The following is a 16,838-nucleotide window of genomic DNA, read 5'->3' on the forward strand; positions in this document are numbered from 1 at the left end:
CCACCGGTGGGCGGGCGGAGCGGCGGGTCCGAACGCGGGCGCCGGGCCGGTCCCCGCTCCCCGGCTCGGGCGGTCTGAGCAGGGGGAGGGACGATGGGTCGGATTCGCGTCCTGGTGGTCGACGACCACCGGATCTTCGCCGAAGCACTGGCCGCGGCGCTCGCCGCCGAGCCCGACGTGGAGGTGGGTGCAGCCGGCAGTGCGGCCGCCGCCGAGCGGGCGCTGGAGCGCGCCGCCGCCGAGGGCCGGGTCTACGACGTGGCGCTGATCGACGCCGACCTCGGGGCCGGCGGGGGCGGAGCGGTCGGGCCGCCCGGGGCGGCTCCGCCGACGGCCCGCCGACGGCCCGGCGCGGAGCCCGGCGAGGAGGCCCGGCGCCGGGCGGTCCCGCCTGTGCCGCCGCCACGACGGCCGCCCGCACCGCCAGGGGTGCTCTCCCCGCTGGTGTCCCCGGTGTCGTCCGCGGTGCCGGGCGCGCCACCGGCCGGCGCCCGCCAGCCGACCGACTCACTCCGCGCCGACCGCCTCCGGGCAGATCAGCTCCGGGCCGACCAGCTCAGACCCCCCGCCCCGCCGCCCGACGGCATCACCCTGCTCGCCCGCCTCCGCCGCGCCCACCCCGGGTTGCGCGCCGTCGTGCTGGCCACCGCCGACGATCCGCACCGCGCCGCCCGGGCCCTGCACGCGGGCGCCACCGGCTGGGTGGCCAAGGAGAGTTCACTGGCCCGGCTGCTCGCGGTGGTGCGGGGCGTGCTGCGGGACGAGACGCATCTGCCGCCCGCGCTGCTCACCGGGGTGATCCGCGAACTGACCACCGCCCGACGGGACCGCACCGAGAGCGAGCGGCTGGTGGACACCCTCACCCCGCGGGAGAAGCAGATCCTGCGCTGCATGGTCGCGGGTCTGGGTCGGCAGGCGGTCGCGGAGCGGCTCTACCTTTCGCCGCACACCGTCCGGACACACATGCAGAACGTGCTCGGCAAGCTCGGGGTGCACTCCACGCTGGCCGCCGTCGCGGTCGCCCGCCGGGCCGGGGTCAGCCCCGCCGAGCCGGCCGCGCCGCCGCCGCCGTCCGTGGCGGCCACCGTCGAGCGGCCGTGACGCCTGGTCGTGATGCCAGGTCGTGACGCCTGGTCGTGATGCCAGGTCGTGACGCCTGGTCGTGATGCCAGGTCGTGACGCCTGGCCATGTCGCCTGGTTGTGACGCCCGCCCGGGCGCGGTTCAGCCCGGGATATTGTCGAACGGGGAGATCAGCAGCCGCAGCAGCGTGGCGAGTTCGGTCTGCTGGCCGGAGGTGAGCTGGGCGAGCAGTTCGCGCTCGTGCGCGAGCAGTCCGGCGAGTGCCTGGTCGGCGCGGTCGCGGCCGTCGTCGGTGAGCCGGACCAGCACGCCGCGCCGGTCGTCCGGGTCGGGCAGTCGCTTGACCAGGCCCTTGCCGGTGAGCCGGTCGATCCGGTTGGTCATGGTGCCGGAGGTGACCAGGGTCTGGGTGAGCAGTTGCCCGGGGGAGAGCTGGTACGGGGAGCCGGCCCGCCGCAGGGCGGTCAGGACGTCGAACTCCCAGGGCTCCAGGCCGTGCTCGGCGAAGGCGGTGCGGCGGGCGCGGTCCAGGTGCCGGGCGAGCCGGCTGACCCGGCTGAGCACCTCGAGCGGTTCCACGTCGAGGTCGGGGCGCTCCCGGCGCCACGCTGCGACCAGCCTGTCGACCTCGTCCTCCATGACGATCAGTGTATCGGTGGATGTGTCGATGTGAAGTCTCTTGACATCGAGAAATGTGCCAGCGAGGCTACATCGAGATATCTTGATGTCGAGATACTTCGAGGTGAACCATGACCACCCCCGTCTGGGACCCGGCGCAGTACCTGCGCTTCGCCGACGAACGCACCCGCCCGCTGCGCGACCTGCTCGCCCGCGTCCCCGCCCTTCCGCACCCTGGTGAGGAGACGATCCTCGACATCGGCTGCGGCCCCGGCAACTCCACCGCCGCCCTGCGCGAACGCTGGCCGCACGCCCGCATCACCGGCGTCGACAACTCCGCCCCGATGCTCGCCACCGCCCGTACCGAGGGCGAACCCACCGCCGAGTACCTGCTCGCCGACGCCCGCGACTACGACCCGGCCCCGGCCGAGCCCGACCTCGTCGTCTCCAACGCCACCCTGCAGTGGGTCGACGGCCACCTCGACCTCGTCCCGCGCTGGGCCGGCGCCCTGCGCCCCGGTGGAGCCGTCGCCTTCCAGGTCCCCGGCAACTTCGACGCTCCCAGCCACACCCTGCTCGCCGACCTGCGCCGCAGCCCCCGCTGGCGCGCCCTGCTCGGCGAGGACGCCGTCCGACCCGGCGTCCACCCGCCCGAGCGCTACCTCGACGCCCTCGCCGCCGCCGGCTGCCACCCGGACGTCTGGGAGACCACCTACCTGACCGCGCTCCCGGGGCCGGACCCGGTCCTGGAGTGGGTCAAGGGCACCGCGCTGCGCCCCGTGCTGACCCGGCTCGACGATCCGGCCGACCGGACCGCCTTCCTTGCCGAGTACGGGCGGCTGCTGCGCGAGGCCTACCCGGCCGGGCCGTCCGGGACGGTCTTCCCGTTCCGGCGGATCTTCGCGGTGGGCGTCAAGCGGTAGGGGCAACCGGGAGAGGCCAGGTAGGAGAGGTCAAACGGGGTAGGTCAGGCAGGAGAGGGCAAGCGGGAGAGGTCAGGTAGAGGGCTGCTCAGCCCGTGCGGTCGCCGACCAGCCTCGGGTGTCGCTCCAGGCCCTCCAGGCCGTGCCAGGCGAGGTTCACCAGGTGCGCCGCCACCGTCGCCTTGTCCGGCTTGCGGACCTCCAGCCACCACTGGCCGGTCAGCGCGACCATCCCGACCAGCATCTGCGAGTACATCGGGGCCAGTCGCGCGTCGAAGCCGCGCGACTTGAACTCCAGGCCCAGGATGTCCTCCACCTGTGTCGCGATGTCGCTGATCAGCGAGGCGAAGGTGCCGGTCGACTGGGCCACCGGCGAGTCCCGGACCAGGATCCGGAAGCCGTCCGTCGAGGTGTCGATGTAGTCCATCAGCGCGAAGGCGGCCTGCTCCAGCAGCTCGCGGGAGTGTCCGCCGGTCAGCGCCCCGGTCACCATGTCCAGCAGCAGCTGCATCTCGCGGTCCACCACCACCGCGTACAGGCCCTCCTTGCCGCCGAAGTGCTCGTACACGACGGGCTTCGAGACCCCGGCGCGTTCGGCGATCTCCTCCACCGAGGTGCCGTCGTAGCCGCGCTCCGCGAAGACCGTCCGGCCGATCTCCAGCAGCTGTTCGCGCCGCTGCTTGCCGGTCATCCGGACCCGGCGGCGCGGGGCGGGGGCGGCCGGGCCGCCGGCCCCGTCGGCGGTCCCGCCCGTCGGTGCAGCGGCCCGCGGACGGGCCGGCGCCGTAGCGGGCGCCGCGTTGGTCCGCGTGCTGTGGTGACCGCCTGTGCTGTCTGCGCTGCTCCCGTTCACCCCTACATCATGCTGGAAGCGCCGCCTCATGCGGCGCGGCGGGCGGCGATCCGCTGCGCGTCCGGCCAGCGGACGTCCCGCACCCAGCCGGCCAGCTCGAACCAGCGGATCAGCCGGGCCGAGGAGTCGATCTGCCCGCGCAGCACCCCGTGCCGGGCCGCGGTCGGGTCGGCGTGGTGCAGGTTGTGCCAGGACTCGCCGCAGGAGAGCACCGCGAGCCACCAGACGTTGCCGGAGCGGTCCCGGGAGCGGAACGGGCGCCGGCCGACGGCGTGGCAGATCGAGTTGATCGACCAGGTGACGTGGTGCAGCAGCCCCACCCGGACCAGCGAACCCCAGAAGAAGGCGGACAGCGCGCCGGTCCAGGACAGCGTCACCAGGCCGCCGATCAGCGCGGGCAGCGCCAGCGAGATCGTGGTCCAGAGCCAGAACAGTCGGGAGATCCGCCTTATGGCCGGGTCGCGGACCAGGTCGGGGGCGTACTTGAGCTGGGAGGTCTGCTCCTCGTCGAACATCCAGCCCATGTGGGCCCACCACAGGCCCTTCATCAGCGCCGGGATGCTCTCCCCGTAGCGCCAGGGCGAGTGCGGGTCGCCCTCCTTGTCGCTGAACCGGTGGTGCTTGCGGTGGTCCGCGACCCAGCGCACCAGCGGGCCCTCGACCGCGAGGCTCCCGACGATCGCCAGGGCGAGGCGCATCGGGCGGTTGGCCTTGAACGCGCTGTGGGTGAAGTAGCGGTGGTAGCCGACGGTGATGCCGTGGCAGGTGAGGAAGTACATGGAGACGGTGATCGCCACGTCCGTCCACCCCAGCCCCCAGCCCCAGACCACCGGTACGGCGGCCAGCAGCGCGGCGAACGGCACGAGGATGAACAGGCCGAGTGCGGCCCGCTCGGCCAGGCCCTGCTTCTCCCCGCCACGGGTGGCGGACACCTGCGTGGCTGCGGTGGCGGGATCGGTGCCGATGTCGGTGTCGGTGTCGGGATCGGGAAACGGAGTGCGGGACGCGGCGGTCCCTGCGCGCGCCTGGCCTGCCTGGATGGTCATGGGCGTCCCCTTGCGGCGTCCCGGAACGGGAGAGAAGCGGATCCTACGTTGGCGTAACTTACGGCATCGTAGGTTGCGCTTCGCGCCCAGGGGAACACGCAGCCGCGCGGCGCTTGAGTGAATTCACCCGACTGGATGGATGAACCCGGGGCCGGGGGAGTCCGGTCGGGAACCGCGCATCGGAGCCATACGGATCGGTGCAAGTCGATACCCAGGGTGGGGTCCACTCGGGTAGGGTCTGACACGACTGTCCGCCGTGGTGTAATGGCAGCACAGGGCCCTTTGGAGGCCTTTGTCTGGGTTCGAATCCTAGCGGCGGAGCCTCTGCACGCCTCCGGTTCGGGCGTCTTCCACCGCGCCGGTATTGTCGGTGCTGCTCGGCGGACTGTGCGTATGGCGACCGGCCTGGGTCCCGGCCGGGTCTGCTCTGCCCTCTCTGTGAACCTACCGAGGAGCCTCCCCGCATGGGTGCCAATTCGCTTGCCGCCGTTGTCGTGCTCGCCGCCGGTGGCGGGACCCGGATGAAGTCGAACAAGCTGCCCAAGGTGCTGCACGAGGTGTGCGGGCGGTCCCTGGTGGGCCACTCGGTGGCGGCGGCTCGGGAACTGACGCCCGCGCAGCTCGTGGTGGTCGTCGGGCACCAGCGCGAGCAGGTCCAGGCGCACCTGGCGGAGCACTACCCTGCGGTGCGGACCGCGGTCCAGGAGGAGCAGAACGGCACCGGGCACGCGGTGCGGACGGCGCTGGAGGCGCTGGCCGCCGACGGTGTGGTGCTGGACGGCACCGTGATCGTCACCGCCGGCGACTCGCCGCTGCTGACCGGGGCGACCCTGCGCCGACTGGCGGACGCGCACACGGCCCAGCAGAACGGCGTCACCGTGCTGACCGCCGTCGTCCCGGAGCCCTTCGGCTACGGCCGGATCCTGCGCGACGAGGACGGCACTGTCGCCTCGATCGTCGAGGAGCGGGACGCCAGCGACACCCAGCGCGCGATCGCCGAGATCAACTCGGGTGTCTTCGCCTTCGACGCCAAGCTGCTGGTCGAGGCGCTGGCCGAACTCACCACGGACAACTCGCAGGGCGAGGAGTACCTGACCGACACCCTGGAGATCCTGCGCAAGGCCGGCCACCGGGTGGGCGCCGTGGTCGCCGAGGACCACCGGGACATCCTGGGTATCAACGACCGGGTCCAGCTGGCGCAGGCCCGCCGGCTGCTGAACGACCGCCTGCTGGAGCGGGCGATGCGCGCGGGCGTCACCGTGGTGGACCCGGCGACCACCTGGTTCGACGTGCAGGTGACCTACGAGCCGGACGCCCTGGTGCTGCCCAACACCCAGCTGCAGGGCGCCACCCACCTGGCCGAGGGCTGCGAGGTCGGTCCGAACTCCACCCTGAAGGACACCCTGGTCGGCGCCGGCGCCCGCGTGAGCAACACCACGGCCGACCGCGCCGAGGTGGGCGAGCTGGCCACCGCGGGCCCGTACGCCTACCTGCGGCCGGGGGCGAAGCTGGCCCGCAAGGCGAAGGTCGGCACCTACGTCGAGATCAAGAACTCCGAGCTGGGCGAGGGCGCCAAGGTGCCGCACCTGTCGTACATCGGCGACGCCACGATCGGCGAGGGCACCAACGTCGGCGCGGCCTCGGTCACCGTGAACTACGACGGCGTGAACAAGCACCGCACGGTCATCGGCGCGCACTGCCGCACCGGTTCGGACAACATGTTCATCGCCCCGGTCACCGTCGGTGACGGCGCTTACACCGGCGCCGGCTCGGTGATCACCACCGACGTCCCGCCGGGCGCGCTCGGCGTGAACCGCGCCCACCAGCGCAACATCGAGGGCTGGGTCGAGCGCAAGCGCCCCGGCACCACGTCGGCGCAGGCGGCGAAGGCCGCGACGGACGGGGCCACGGAGGCCTGACGCGACGGGCGGAAGTCCGGGTGGAAGTCCGAGGGGCGGTCCCGAGGCGGACGGTTTCCGTGCGGGCGCGTAACCTGGGGGACATACGTGCGCCACTGGGCTTTCCGCCCGTGTCCAGGCGTACCGACATTTCCCCGACCCCGTACCGCGCGTGGGCCTCGCCTGCCCGCATCGGGTCGAGGGATCAGCGTCCGCAACGCGAGGAGACGGTGCAGTGAGCGGGATCACGACGTCGGGTGAGAAGAAGCTCAAGCTCTTCTCCGGCCGTGCCCACCCGGAACTGGCGAGTGAGGTGGCCGCGGCGCTGGGGACCGAGCTGGTCCCCACCAAGGCCCTGGACTTCGCCAACGGCGAGATCTACGTCCGCTTCCTGGAGTCCGCCCGCGGCGCGGACTGCTTCGTGATGCAGAGCCACACGGCTCCCATCAACCAGTGGATCATGGAGCAGCTGATCATGATCGATGCTCTGAAGCGGGCCTCCGCCAAGAGCATCACCGCGATCCTGCCGTTCTACGGCTACGCCCGCCAGGACAAGAAGCACCTCGGCCGCGAGCCCATCTCGGCCCGGCTGGTCGCCGACCTGCTGCGCCAGGCAGGTGCCGACCGCCTGATGGCCGTGGACCTGCACACCGCGCAGATCCAGGGCTTTTTCGAGGGCCCGGTGGACCACCTCTTCGCGCTGCCGCTGCTGGCCGACTACATCGGCGAGAAGGTGGACCGCTCCAAGCTGACCGTCGTCTCGCCGGACGCCGGCCGGGTGAAGGTGGCCGACCAGTGGTGCGACCGTCTGGACGCCCCGCTGGCGATCATCCACAAGCGCCGCGACATCACCCAGGCCAACACCATCCTGTCGGCCGACGTCGTCGGTGACGTCAAGGACCGGGTCTGCGTCCTGGTCGACGACATGATCGACACCGCCGGCACGATCTGCGCCGCGGCCGACGCGCTGTTCGACAACGGCGCCGCGGACGTCCTGGTGGCGGCCACCCACGGTGTGCTCTCCGGCCCGGCCGCGGACCGGCTGAAGAACTCGCGGGTCAGCGAGTTCGTGTTCACCAACACGCTGCCCACCCCGGCGCAGCTCCAGCTGGACAAGATCACCACGCTGTCCATCGCCCCGTCGATCGCGGCCGCGATCCGCGAGGTGTTCGAGGAGGGTTCGGTCACGAGCCTCTTCGAGGGCGTGCACTGACGAAGCCCGCGCAGGCGGCCCCGGTCCCCCAGTGGGCCGGGGCCGCCGCCGATTTCGCGGGAAGCCGTAGATGCGGTTAGACTCGTGAAACTGCTCGGCGAGGGATGCCGTGCGCCTGCTCGACGGGCGCCCGATCCGTGATCGACGCGCTGCCGGATTCCGATCCCGCCGGCAGGCCGTTGCCGCCGAGTGACCCCCGAACGTACTGAGGGTGTGGTCCCGGCGGTTTTTCGCGTTGCCTGCACCCCCGCGCCAAGTCTTCACGAGGAGTGCAGTCGTGTCCGAGATCCGTATTGCTGCTGAGACCCGTACCGAGTTCGGCAAGGGTGCCGCCCGTCGCGCCCGCCGCGCCGGCTTCGTCCCGGGTGTCGTCTACGGCCACGGCCACGCCCCGGTTCACCTGAACCTGCCCGGCCACGACCTGATGATGGCCCTGAAGACCCCGAACGCCCTGCTGGTCGTGCCGATCGAGGGCAAGGACGAGTACGTGCTGCCGAAGGCCGTCCAGCGTGAGGCCATCAAGCGCACCATCGAGCACGTCGACCTGCTGCTGGTCAAGCGCGGCGAGAAGGTCACCGTCGAGATCCCGGTCCTCACCGAGGGCGAGCTGGCCCCCGGCGGCAACCTGCTCGAGCACGTGCTGAACGCCCTGCCGATCGAGGCCGAGGCCACCCACCTGCCCGAGTCCGTGACCGTCTCGGTCGAGGGCCTGGAGGCCGGTGCCTCCATCCACGCCAAGGACATCACCCTGCCGGCCGGCGTCACCCTGGCCGTCGAGGCCGACGCCGTCGTGCTGCAGGTCATCGGCGCCCAGGCCGCCCCGGCCGAGGACGAGGCCGTCGAGGCCGAGGGCGCCGAGGCCTGAGCCTCGCCGCAGTAGCCAGTTGAGACCGCTGCCCCGGTCGCTCCCGCTGGAGCGACCGGGGCAGCGGTGTGTCCGGGATGCGGCGTCTCCGGGGATGATGGCGTCGAGCGTGAAGGCGAGGAGTGAGGGCACGATGGCGGACGAGTACGAGGGCCCCTGGCTGGTGGTCGGGCTGGGCAACCCGGGCGAGCAGTACGCCCGGAACCGGCACAACATCGGGTTCATGGTGGTGGACCTGCTGGCGCAGCGGATGGGCGCCAAGTTCAAGGCGCACAAGAGTCGGGCGCAGGTGGCCGAGGGCCGGCTGGCGGGCAAGCGGGTGGTGCTGGCCAAGCCGATGTCCTTCATGAACCTGTCCGGCGGGCCGGTGACGGCGCTGCGCGACTTCTACAAGGTGCCGGCCGCCGCGCTGATCGCGGTCCACGACGAGCTGGACATCGACTACGCGGCGCTGCGGCTGAAGCTGGGCGGCGGGGACAACGGCCACAACGGGCTGAAGTCGATCACCAAGTCGCTGGGCCCCGAGTACCACCGGGTGCGCTGCGGGATCGGCCGCCCGCCGGGCCGGATGGAGGTCGCGGACTTCGTGCTGAAGGACTTCTCCTCGACCGAGCGCAAGGAGCTGGACTGGTTCGTGGACCGCTCCGCGGACGCGGTGGAGGCGCTGCTGTACGAGGGGCTGGAGCGGGCGCAGGGGACGTACAACTCCTGAACCTCCGTCAACAGGGCGGTGGGTACGCAACAGTCGTACAACGCTTGACCGGCCAAACCTGAATCCATGTGAGAAGCCTGTGCGGGATCGGATACCGTCGGCCCGGTACGCGAACGAGTCCTGGGGAGTTCTCGATGCGGGGATTGGGTCCGGTCCGCCCACTGCGGCGGATCCGGGTGGTCCGGCTGAAGCAGTTCGGACGACGGGTCGGTACGGCCGGTGCGCTGGGGGCGGCCGGAGTGCTGTTGTCCAGCGGCGCGGTGGCGCACGCGGACCCGGTGGCGGAGCCGGATCCGCTGATCGCCCCGGAGCCGGCGGCGGCGCAGCCGGTCCTCGGCGAGTCGATGGGCCCCGACGCGGGGCTGCTGGCCGTCGGCGGCGGCCTGGTGGTGGCGGCCGGCGGAGCGGCGCTGTGGTTGAAGCGCAGGCGCGCGGGCGAGCCCGCGGAGTAGTCACGAGTCCTCAGGGGCCGGTGCCTCCAGGGGAGGCACCGGCCCCTCGCGGTTCCCGGCTCAGCCGGTGTTGCGCAGGCCGGCGGCGATGCCGTTGACGGTCAGCAGCAGCGCGCGGGCGCGCAGCGGGTCGTCGCGGCGTCCGGCGTCGGTCTCCTCGCGCTGGCGGCGCAGCAGCGCCACCTGGAGGTAGGAGATCGGGTCGAGGTAGGCGTCGCGGACGGCGAAGGTCTGCTTCAGCACCGGGTTGTGCTCCAGCAGTTCGCTCTCGCCGGTGAGCCGGAGCACCTCGCGCAGGGTGAGGGCGTGCTCGGCCTTGATCTGGTCGAAGACGTGGCGCAGTTCGCCGGGCACCAGCTGCTCGACGTAGTGGCGGGCGATCCGCAGGTCGGTCTTGGCCAGCGTCATCGCGACGTTGGACAGGAAGTTGCGGAAGAAGTGCCACTCGCTGTTCATCTCGTCCAGCACGTGGCCCAGGCCGGCCGCGCGGGCGGCGGCGAGGCCGGAGCCGACGCCGTACCAGCCGGGGACGATCTGGCGGGACTGGGTCCAGCCGAAGACCCACGGGATGGCCCGCAGGCCGTCCAGGCCCGCGCCTGAGTCGGGGCGGCGGGACGGGCGGGAGCCCAGGTGCAGCGAGGCGAGCTGGTCGACCGGGGTGGAGGCGAAGAAGTACTTCGGCAGGTCCTCCTGCTCGACCAGGGCGCGGTAGGCGGTGTGGGCGGCCTCGGAGACCCGGTCCATCGCGGCGTCCCAGCGGGCCAGCTCCTCGGGGGCCTGGCGCGGTGCGGTGTGCAGCGCGGAGGCGGAGAGGGTGGCGGAGATGGTCAGCTCCAGGTTCTCCCGGGCGAGGGAGGGGAGCAGGTACTTGTCGGAGATGACCTCGCCCTGCTCGGTGACCTTGATCTCGCCTTCCAGGGTGCCCCAGGGCTGGGCCAGGATGGCCTCGTGCGAGGGGCCGCCGCCGCGGCCGACGGTGCCGCCGCGGCCGTGGAAGAGGCGCAGCCGGATGCCGTAGCGGTGGGCGACGTCGCGCAGGCGGCGCTGGGCGCGGTGGATCTCCCACTGGGAGGTGGTGATGCCGCCGAACTTGGAGGAGTCCGAGTAGCCGAGCATGACCTCCTGGATGTCGCCGCGCAGCGAGACGAGCAGCCGGTAGGAGGGGTCGGAGAGCATCTCGTCGAGGATGCGGTCGGCCTGCTGGAGTTCGTCGGTGGTCTCCAGCAGCGGCACGATGCCGATCTTGGCGATGCCGGAGTGCAGGTCGATCAGGCCGGCCTCGCGGGCCAGCACGGTGGCGGCGAAGACGTCGTCGGCGCCCTGGCACATCGAGATGATGTAGCTCTCGACGATCTCGTCGCCGAAGCGCTCGAAGCCCTCGCGGATGGTGTTGAAGACGCCGAGCGTCTTGGTGCCGGCCTCGTCCAGCGGGGCCGGGGTGGGGGCGAGCGGGCGGCGCGAGCGGAGCTCCTTGGCGAGCAGCTTCTGCCGGTACTCGCGGGGCATGTCGGCGTAGCGCCAGGCCTCCTCGCCGAGGCGGTCGAAGAGCTGGCCGAGGGCGTGGTGGTGGGCCTCGGCGTGCTCGCGCACGTCCATGGTGGCGAGTTGGAGGCCGAAGGCCTCGATGGTGCGGATGGCGCGGGCGAGGCGGCCGTCGGCGATGAGCTCGCCGCGGTGGGCGCGCAGCGAGCTCTGGATCAGCCGCAGGTCGGCGACGAGTTCGCGGGTGCCGAGGTAGTCGCGGCCCGCGATGTGCGGGGTGCCGCCGGCCAGGCGCTCGCGGGTGTTCTCCAGCTTGAGTCGGATGCAGGTGGCCTTGAGGCGGTAGGGCTCCTCGGCGTTCATCCGCTTGTAGCGCGGGCTGAGTTCGGGGAGCAGGTGCAGGTCGGTGTTGAGCGAGGCGAGCAGTTCGACCGAGGCGCCGGCCAGCCGCTCGGAGGTGGAGAGCGTGTTGCGCAGCTCGTCGATGGCGGCCAGGGCGTCCTTGATGCCGTACTCGTGCTGGAGGTTGAGGACGTCCCAGGTGACCTGCGGGGTGACGTTGGGGTTGCCGTCGCGGTCGCCGCCGATCCAGGTGCCGAAGGTGAGCGGGCGGACGCCGTCGGGCAGGTTGAGGCCGACCCGGGCGAGCTCCTCCTGCAGCTCCTCGAGGACCTCGGGGACGGCCTCGCGGTAGAGCTCGTCCAGGTAGTAGACGGCGTTGCGGGCCTCGTCGGTGGGCTCGGGACGGGCGATGCGCAGCTCGTCGGTCTGCCAGAGCAGGTCGATGACCTCGGCGAGGCGGCGGTCGGCGGAGCGCTTGGCGCTGCTGGTGCGGGCCGGGCCGGCGGCGACGAGGCCGGAGGCGACCTCCTCGCGGTGGATGCGGTCGAGGAGTTCGCCGATCCGGCGCAGCTTGTTGAGGACGCTGCGGCGGGCGGCCTCGGTGGGGTGCGCGGTGAAGACCGGGCGGACCGCGAGGTGGGCCAGGGTGTCCTCGAGGTGCTTGGGGTCGGCCTCGGCGAGCTGGTCGGCGGTCTGCGCGAGCAGCGAGCCCTCCCGGGCGCGGCGGGTGGCGAACTCGCGGCCGCGGTGCACCTGCTCGGTGACGTTGGCGAGGTGGAAGTAGGTGGAGAACGCCCGGACCAGCTTGGCGGCGGTGTCCAGGTCGATGTCGGAGAGGAGTTCGGCGGTGGCCTCGCCGTCGGTGCGGCTGAGCAGGCGGACCTGTTCGACCAGGCCCAGCAGCTGGGGACCCTCCTGGCGGACCAGCGTCTCGCCGAGCAGGTCGCCGAGGCGGCGGATGTCCGCCCGCAGGGCGGAGTTATCGGCGATCGCGCCGGCTGCGACGCCGGGGGTGGGGCTGTCCGCCGGGTTGGGGACCGGAGCGGTCACGGCTGGCTCCCTGTGGTGGTGGGGTTCGGCAACGGCTCATCGTCACAGGTCCACACGCGTGTGGCGGTTGTGACGCGTGCGGACCGCGCTGTCCGACGCGACCAGCATAGGTGTCGGGGCGTGTGGTGTCCGCGAGGTGGCCGGATGGCGGACAGTGCTGCCGAAAAGGAGCTGTGGTCTGGACCACTTGGCGGAGCCGGGAGGTGTGCCGGACAATCCCGGTGGGGAGGGGTGGGGGTTGCCGCATAGTCTGTCGGGCATGAGCAAGTCGCCTGGGGAGCGCGCGCAGGACCGGTCGTTCTGGTGGTGGAAGCGGCCGCGCAGCGCCTTCCTGGACATCGGCCTGGCCCTGCTCGCCGCGCTGGAGTGCGCGGTCAGCACGATCGGCTTCGTGTCCGCCCGGGTGCACCTGACCACCACGGCCACGGTGGGGATCGCGCTGCTCGGCACGCTGGCCGGCGGCTCGCTGGTGCTGCGCCGGCGCTGGCCGGCCGTCCCGGTGCTGGTCACCCTGGTCGCGATGCCCGGAATGCTCGGCGTGCTGCTGCTGGTGGTGGCGCTGTACACGCTGGCGGAGACCTGGGAGTGGCCCTCGCGGCGCTGGCGGGTGGTGGCGCTGTCGGGGCTGGCCTTCGCCGAGGCGGTCGCCGTGATGATGGTGTCGATGCTGACCCCCGACGACCCGACGGTGGAGCAGCCGCCGCTGTGGGGCCAGGTCCTGATAGCGGTGCTGGTGGCGGTCGGGCTGACCGTCCCCCCGGTGGTGACCGGCCTGTACGTGGGCGCCCGGCGGCGGCTGATCGAGTCGCTCAAGGACCGTGCGCACGGCCTGGAGACCGAGCTGGACCTGCTGGCCGAGCAGGCGCAGGAGCGCGCCCGCCGGGCCCGGCTGGAGGAGCGCACCCGGATCGCCCGGGAGATGCACGACGTGGTGGCGCACCGGGTGTCGCTGATGGTGGTGCACGCCGGGGCACTGGAACGCATCGCCGCCAAGGACCCGGAGAAGGCCGCGCAGAGCGCCAAACTGATGGGCGAGGTGGGTCGGCAGGCGCTGAACGAGCTGCGCGAGATCCTCGGCGTGCTGCGGATGGACGACGAGCGGCCGCCGGAGTCGGACACGCTGGTCGGGCTGCCGCGGCTGGTGGACCAGTCCCGGGCGGCCGGGATGGCGGTGACCCTGACGGTCAGCGGCAGCCGGCAGGAGTTCACCGCCGAGGCCGAGCAGACCGCCTACCGGGTCGTCCAGGAGGGGCTGACCAACGCGCACAAGCACGCGGGCGGCGCGCAGGTGTCCGTCCTGCTGGCGTACGCGCCGAACGGGGTACGGGTGAGCGTGGTGAACGCCTGCCCGGGCGGCGAGCGGGCCGCGGCCCAGCTGCCCAGCGGCGGCAACGGGCTGGTCGGGATGCGGGAGCGGGTGATCGCGCTGGGCGGCACCTTCTCGTCCGGGCCGGAGGCGGACGGCGGGTTCCGGGTCGAGGCGGTGCTGCCGTCCCGGCTGGCGGTGCGGGCCGAGCGGCTGGGGTAGCGGCCGGCCGTCAGCTCTCCGCCGTCAGCTGCCTGCCGTTCGCGGGTGCGGGGCTCACTCGTCCGCGGTGCGCAGCCGTTCCGGGGAGGTGCCCAGCACCAGGGCGGTGATCGCCTGGTCGATGCCGTGGCCGAGGAACCACTCGCCGGTGTGGTCCAGGCTGTAGACCCGGCCCTCCTCGTCGACGGCCAGCAGCGCCTGCCCGTACGCCTCCTCGCCGAGCGGCGCGACCTGGGTGCCCAGCGCCCGGCCGAGGTCGAGCAGGGTGCGCGGCTGGTGCAGGCCGCACAGCGGGTCGATCAGGAACGGGGTGCGGGCCAGCTGGCGGCCCGGGCCGGACAGGTCGAAGGCGAGGCCGCCGAACTCGGCCCAGGCCTCCACCGCCGCCGGGAACACCGAGTGCCCCGCGCCGGTCGGCGCGCCGAACCCGACCAGGGCGTCGGCCCACTCCTCGGCCTGCTGGATCTGCCAGCGGCCGGGGTGCCAGCCGACCGCCTTGAGCTCGGCGGCGACATCGGCGGGAAAGCGCGGGCGGGTGCGCCCGATGGTGCCGGTGGCGGCGCCGCCGGGGGTGGACAGGGTGGCCGGCGGGGGCGGGGGTGGGCTGGGCGGGTTCAGGGCGGACTCCGGGGTTCGGGGACGGGGACAGGGGACGGACCGGGGCGGCGCTCGGCCGGTCAGTGCGCGGGCGGCCCGACGGCGACGCTCTGCACGGTGAAGTGCTCGAGCATGGGGGCGCAGGAGCGGCACGGCGGGGCGTGGGTGCCGTGCGCCGGATCGCCTTCCTCGCGGATCCGGACGGTCGTCATCCGGGCGCCCTTGAGCGCCTTGCGGGCCTCGGGCAGGCTCATCGGCTTGCGGGCCGCGCGCTTGGAGCGCCGGCCGTCGACCGCGGTCAGGTACCGGGAGAGCAGGACGGCCTCCGGGCAGCGGCCGGTGAACCGCTCGCGGGCCTCCAGCGGCAGGGTGTCCAGGAAGCCGGTGACCAGGTGGTGCAGGACCGGGCGGCGGTCGTCCTTGCCGCCCGCCAGGGTGTGCACCTCGCCGGCCTTCAGCGACAGCGCGGCGGCGACGGCGGGCAGCAGGCTGTCGCGGTGGTGGCGCAGCACGGGCGGGTCCGCCGGCTCACCGGTGGTCATCCGTCGTCCTCCTCCTCGTTGCCCGGCGTCCGCCGGAGTGGCCCGGCCGGTCCTGGGCAAGCCTGTCAAACGACACCGACATCCGTACAACCGGGGTGCGGCGGTGCCGGATACCGGGGCGGACCGGACGGACGGTCACCCGATGCTGGCCGCACGCGCACCCCGTCGTCACGACATATCCGCTGATTTACCGAAAACACCCCCGGGCCGGGGCGGCGCCCGGTACCGTTCCGGCAGCCGGCCGGGGGGATGCGGCCGGCCGCCCGGGCAGCCGCCGGCGGGGCCGACTCCGCTGCCCGCGCCGGACGTTGAGGCCTGCACGTCGCCGGGTGCGCCACCCCGTGCCGGTCCACCCGCAGCCCGCGTTCCGTCACCTCGGCCACCGGGCCGGATCGTTCCCGGGCGCCGAACGGGCCGCCCGCGAACTGCTCGGCCTGCCGCCGCACCCGCACCTCACCGAGGCGCGGCAGGAGCGGGTGGCGCGGGCGCCGACGTGGGCGCCGACCGGGCGGCGCCGAGCCGGTCCACGATGACGGGGGTTCTCCAAAGGCGGGGGGCCGGGCCTTGAGGGGACCCCCTAGGCTGGTGCCCAGCAAGCACCGAATTTGCAGCCAGTGGGGGCTCCCAGATGACGACAGGTCGGCCCGGCGTCGCCGCCGCACCGAACGCGGCGTACGCAGGTCAGGTGGTGCAGTTCCCGGATCCGGTCCGTGCCGAGCGGCACCCCGCCGGGGTCAGCGTGGACGAGTACGGCTACCCGGACTTCGGCCCGTACGCCGCCGCCGCGGCCGAGGTCGCCGACCCGCCGGAGGGCTTCGGCGTGGACGAACTGCGGCTGACCGACTACGTCTCGGCCAACGCCGCGCTCTACACCCAGGGCCACCCGCTCTGGGCCGACCTGGAGACCGCCGTGGCCACCCCGCCCGGCTGGACCTGGCACCACGCGGTCGGCCGCGCCGCCCCCGGCTGGCGCCGGATGGAGCTCGTCCCGGTCGAGGTCAAGGCCCTGATGCGGCACCACGGCGGCCTCGCCACCTCCGCCGCCGACCACACCCGCCGCGGCACCCGCCCGCTGCAGGAGCGCCGGCCCGTCCACTTCTCGCTGGCCAAGGACGGCGGCGACCCGATCGGCGTCCACGAGGACCTGGTGCAGCGCGCCGAGGAACGCCTCGGCTACCGGCTGCCCGGCGCCTACCGCACCTTCCTCAAGCTGGGCGGCGGCCGCGCCCCGGTCGGGGTGGCGCTGGACACCGACCTCGGCCTGCTGCTCGACCAGCCGTTCCTGACGCTCACCGAGGAGTACGGCACCGAGGACGTCGTGTACGCCAACAAGTGCCTGCGCGACCACCTCACCAAGGACTACCTGGGCATCGCCTACGCGCAGGGCGGCCTCCTCGCGCTCAAGGTGCGCGGCGAGCGGACCGGTTCGGTCTGGTTCCAGCTGTACGACGACGCCCGCGACTCCGGTGGCCCGGAGGCCCCGGAGGACCGCTGCGCCCGGCTGCTGCTGCCCTGCGGCGAGGACTTCGACGCCTTCCTGCTGCGGTTGGCGGGCAGCCCGCCGGAGCTGGAGACCGTCGCGGAGCTGATGGTGGACGGCGGGTTCGCCCGGGCCGTCCCGGTGGGCTGATGCAC

16 protein-coding genes and 1 tRNA gene are annotated in these 16,838 nt (G+C 73.0%); 11 read left to right on the top strand and 6 right to left on the bottom strand.

What is annotated here, in order from left to right:
* Positions 1-93 precede the first annotated feature (93 nt).
* Positions 94-1,101: a response regulator transcription factor gene (locus ACIBEC_RS16215; protein ID WP_360494222.1), complete on the top strand. Its 1,008-nt coding sequence runs from the start codon at positions 94-96 to the stop codon at positions 1,099-1,101.
* Positions 1,102-1,223: 122 nt separating this feature from the next.
* Here the strand turns inward: ACIBEC_RS16215 and ACIBEC_RS16220 are convergent, their stop codons facing one another.
* Complete coding sequence (locus ACIBEC_RS16220; RefSeq protein ID WP_360494219.1) at positions 1,224-1,721, bottom strand: MarR family transcriptional regulator; 498 nt, start codon at positions 1,719-1,721, stop codon at positions 1,224-1,226.
* Positions 1,722-1,831: 110 nt separating this feature from the next.
* Here ACIBEC_RS16220 and ACIBEC_RS16225 point away from each other — a divergent pair, with 110 nt between their 5' ends.
* Positions 1,832-2,623, top strand: coding sequence for a methyltransferase domain-containing protein (locus tag ACIBEC_RS16225; RefSeq protein ID WP_360494216.1), 792 nt, complete (start codon positions 1,832-1,834; stop codon positions 2,621-2,623).
* A gap of 88 nt (positions 2,624-2,711) precedes the next feature.
* On the opposite strand, the gene ACIBEC_RS16230 is transcribed toward ACIBEC_RS16225, so the two are convergent.
* Positions 2,712-3,314, bottom strand: a complete 603-nt coding sequence (locus ACIBEC_RS16230; RefSeq protein ID WP_045710789.1) for a TetR/AcrR family transcriptional regulator — start codon at positions 3,312-3,314, stop codon at positions 2,712-2,714.
* Positions 3,315-3,502: 188 nt separating this feature from the next.
* A complete protein-coding gene (locus tag ACIBEC_RS16235; protein WP_360494213.1) occupies positions 3,503-4,522 on the bottom strand; it encodes a fatty acid desaturase in 1,020 nt (339 codons plus the stop codon).
* Between the two features lie 250 nt (positions 4,523-4,772).
* Between ACIBEC_RS16235 and ACIBEC_RS16240 the strand changes: the two genes are divergently transcribed.
* From ACIBEC_RS16240 to ACIBEC_RS16265, 6 genes are all read left to right on the top strand, one after another.
* Positions 4,773-4,843 (top strand) — tRNA-Gln (locus tag ACIBEC_RS16240).
* Positions 4,844-4,986: 143 nt separating this feature from the next.
* Positions 4,987-6,441, top strand: coding sequence for a bifunctional UDP-N-acetylglucosamine diphosphorylase/glucosamine-1-phosphate N-acetyltransferase GlmU (gene glmU / locus ACIBEC_RS16245; protein WP_360494210.1), 1,455 nt, complete (start codon positions 4,987-4,989; stop codon positions 6,439-6,441).
* A 214-nt stretch (positions 6,442-6,655) separates the two neighbouring features.
* Complete coding sequence (locus ACIBEC_RS16250) at positions 6,656-7,633, top strand: ribose-phosphate diphosphokinase (RefSeq protein WP_360494207.1); 978 nt, start codon at positions 6,656-6,658, stop codon at positions 7,631-7,633.
* A gap of 277 nt (positions 7,634-7,910) precedes the next feature.
* Entirely contained in the window at positions 7,911-8,498 is a 588-nt protein-coding gene (locus ACIBEC_RS16255) for a 50S ribosomal protein L25/general stress protein Ctc (protein WP_360494204.1), read from the top strand.
* A 133-nt stretch (positions 8,499-8,631) separates the two neighbouring features.
* A complete protein-coding gene (pth, locus tag ACIBEC_RS16260) occupies positions 8,632-9,210 on the top strand; it encodes an aminoacyl-tRNA hydrolase (RefSeq protein WP_360494201.1) in 579 nt (192 codons plus the stop codon).
* A 134-nt stretch (positions 9,211-9,344) separates the two neighbouring features.
* Positions 9,345-9,662 (top strand): hypothetical protein, encoded by a 318-nt coding sequence (locus ACIBEC_RS16265; RefSeq protein ID WP_360494199.1) that lies wholly within the window; start codon positions 9,345-9,347, stop codon positions 9,660-9,662.
* 60 nt (positions 9,663-9,722) lie between these two features.
* Here the strand turns inward: ACIBEC_RS16265 and ppc are convergent, their stop codons facing one another.
* On the bottom strand, positions 9,723-12,476 hold the full coding sequence (gene ppc / locus ACIBEC_RS16270; RefSeq protein WP_360494803.1) for a phosphoenolpyruvate carboxylase: 2,754 nt from the start codon (positions 12,474-12,476) through the stop codon (positions 9,723-9,725).
* 319 nt (positions 12,477-12,795) lie between these two features.
* On the opposite strand from ppc, the gene ACIBEC_RS16275 reads away from it, so the two are divergent.
* Positions 12,796-14,064, top strand: coding sequence for a sensor histidine kinase (locus ACIBEC_RS16275; RefSeq protein ID WP_360494196.1), 1,269 nt, complete (start codon positions 12,796-12,798; stop codon positions 14,062-14,064).
* Positions 14,065-14,118: 54 nt separating this feature from the next.
* On the opposite strand, the gene ACIBEC_RS16280 is transcribed toward ACIBEC_RS16275, so the two are convergent.
* Both ACIBEC_RS16280 and ACIBEC_RS16285 read right to left on the bottom strand, forming a co-directional pair.
* Positions 14,119-14,643 (bottom strand): SUKH-3 domain-containing protein, encoded by a 525-nt coding sequence (locus ACIBEC_RS16280; RefSeq protein ID WP_396287953.1) that lies wholly within the window; start codon positions 14,641-14,643, stop codon positions 14,119-14,121.
* A gap of 98 nt (positions 14,644-14,741) precedes the next feature.
* On the bottom strand, positions 14,742-15,203 hold the full coding sequence (locus ACIBEC_RS16285; RefSeq protein WP_360494193.1) for a YwqJ-related putative deaminase: 462 nt from the start codon (positions 15,201-15,203) through the stop codon (positions 14,742-14,744).
* Positions 15,204-15,532: 329 nt separating this feature from the next.
* On the opposite strand from ACIBEC_RS16285, the gene ACIBEC_RS16290 reads away from it, so the two are divergent.
* Positions 15,533-15,736, top strand: a complete 204-nt coding sequence (locus tag ACIBEC_RS16290) for a DegT/DnrJ/EryC1/StrS family aminotransferase (protein WP_360494190.1) — start codon at positions 15,533-15,535, stop codon at positions 15,734-15,736.
* A 95-nt stretch (positions 15,737-15,831) separates the two neighbouring features.
* A complete protein-coding gene (locus ACIBEC_RS16295; RefSeq protein ID WP_360494187.1) occupies positions 15,832-16,833 on the top strand; it encodes an SMI1/KNR4 family protein in 1,002 nt (333 codons plus the stop codon).
* Positions 16,834-16,838 lie beyond the last annotated feature (5 nt).

Origin of the sequence: Kitasatospora sp. NPDC051164, assembly GCF_044455625.1 — a bacterium.
GTDB lineage: Bacteria > Actinomycetota > Actinomycetes > Streptomycetales > Streptomycetaceae > Kitasatospora.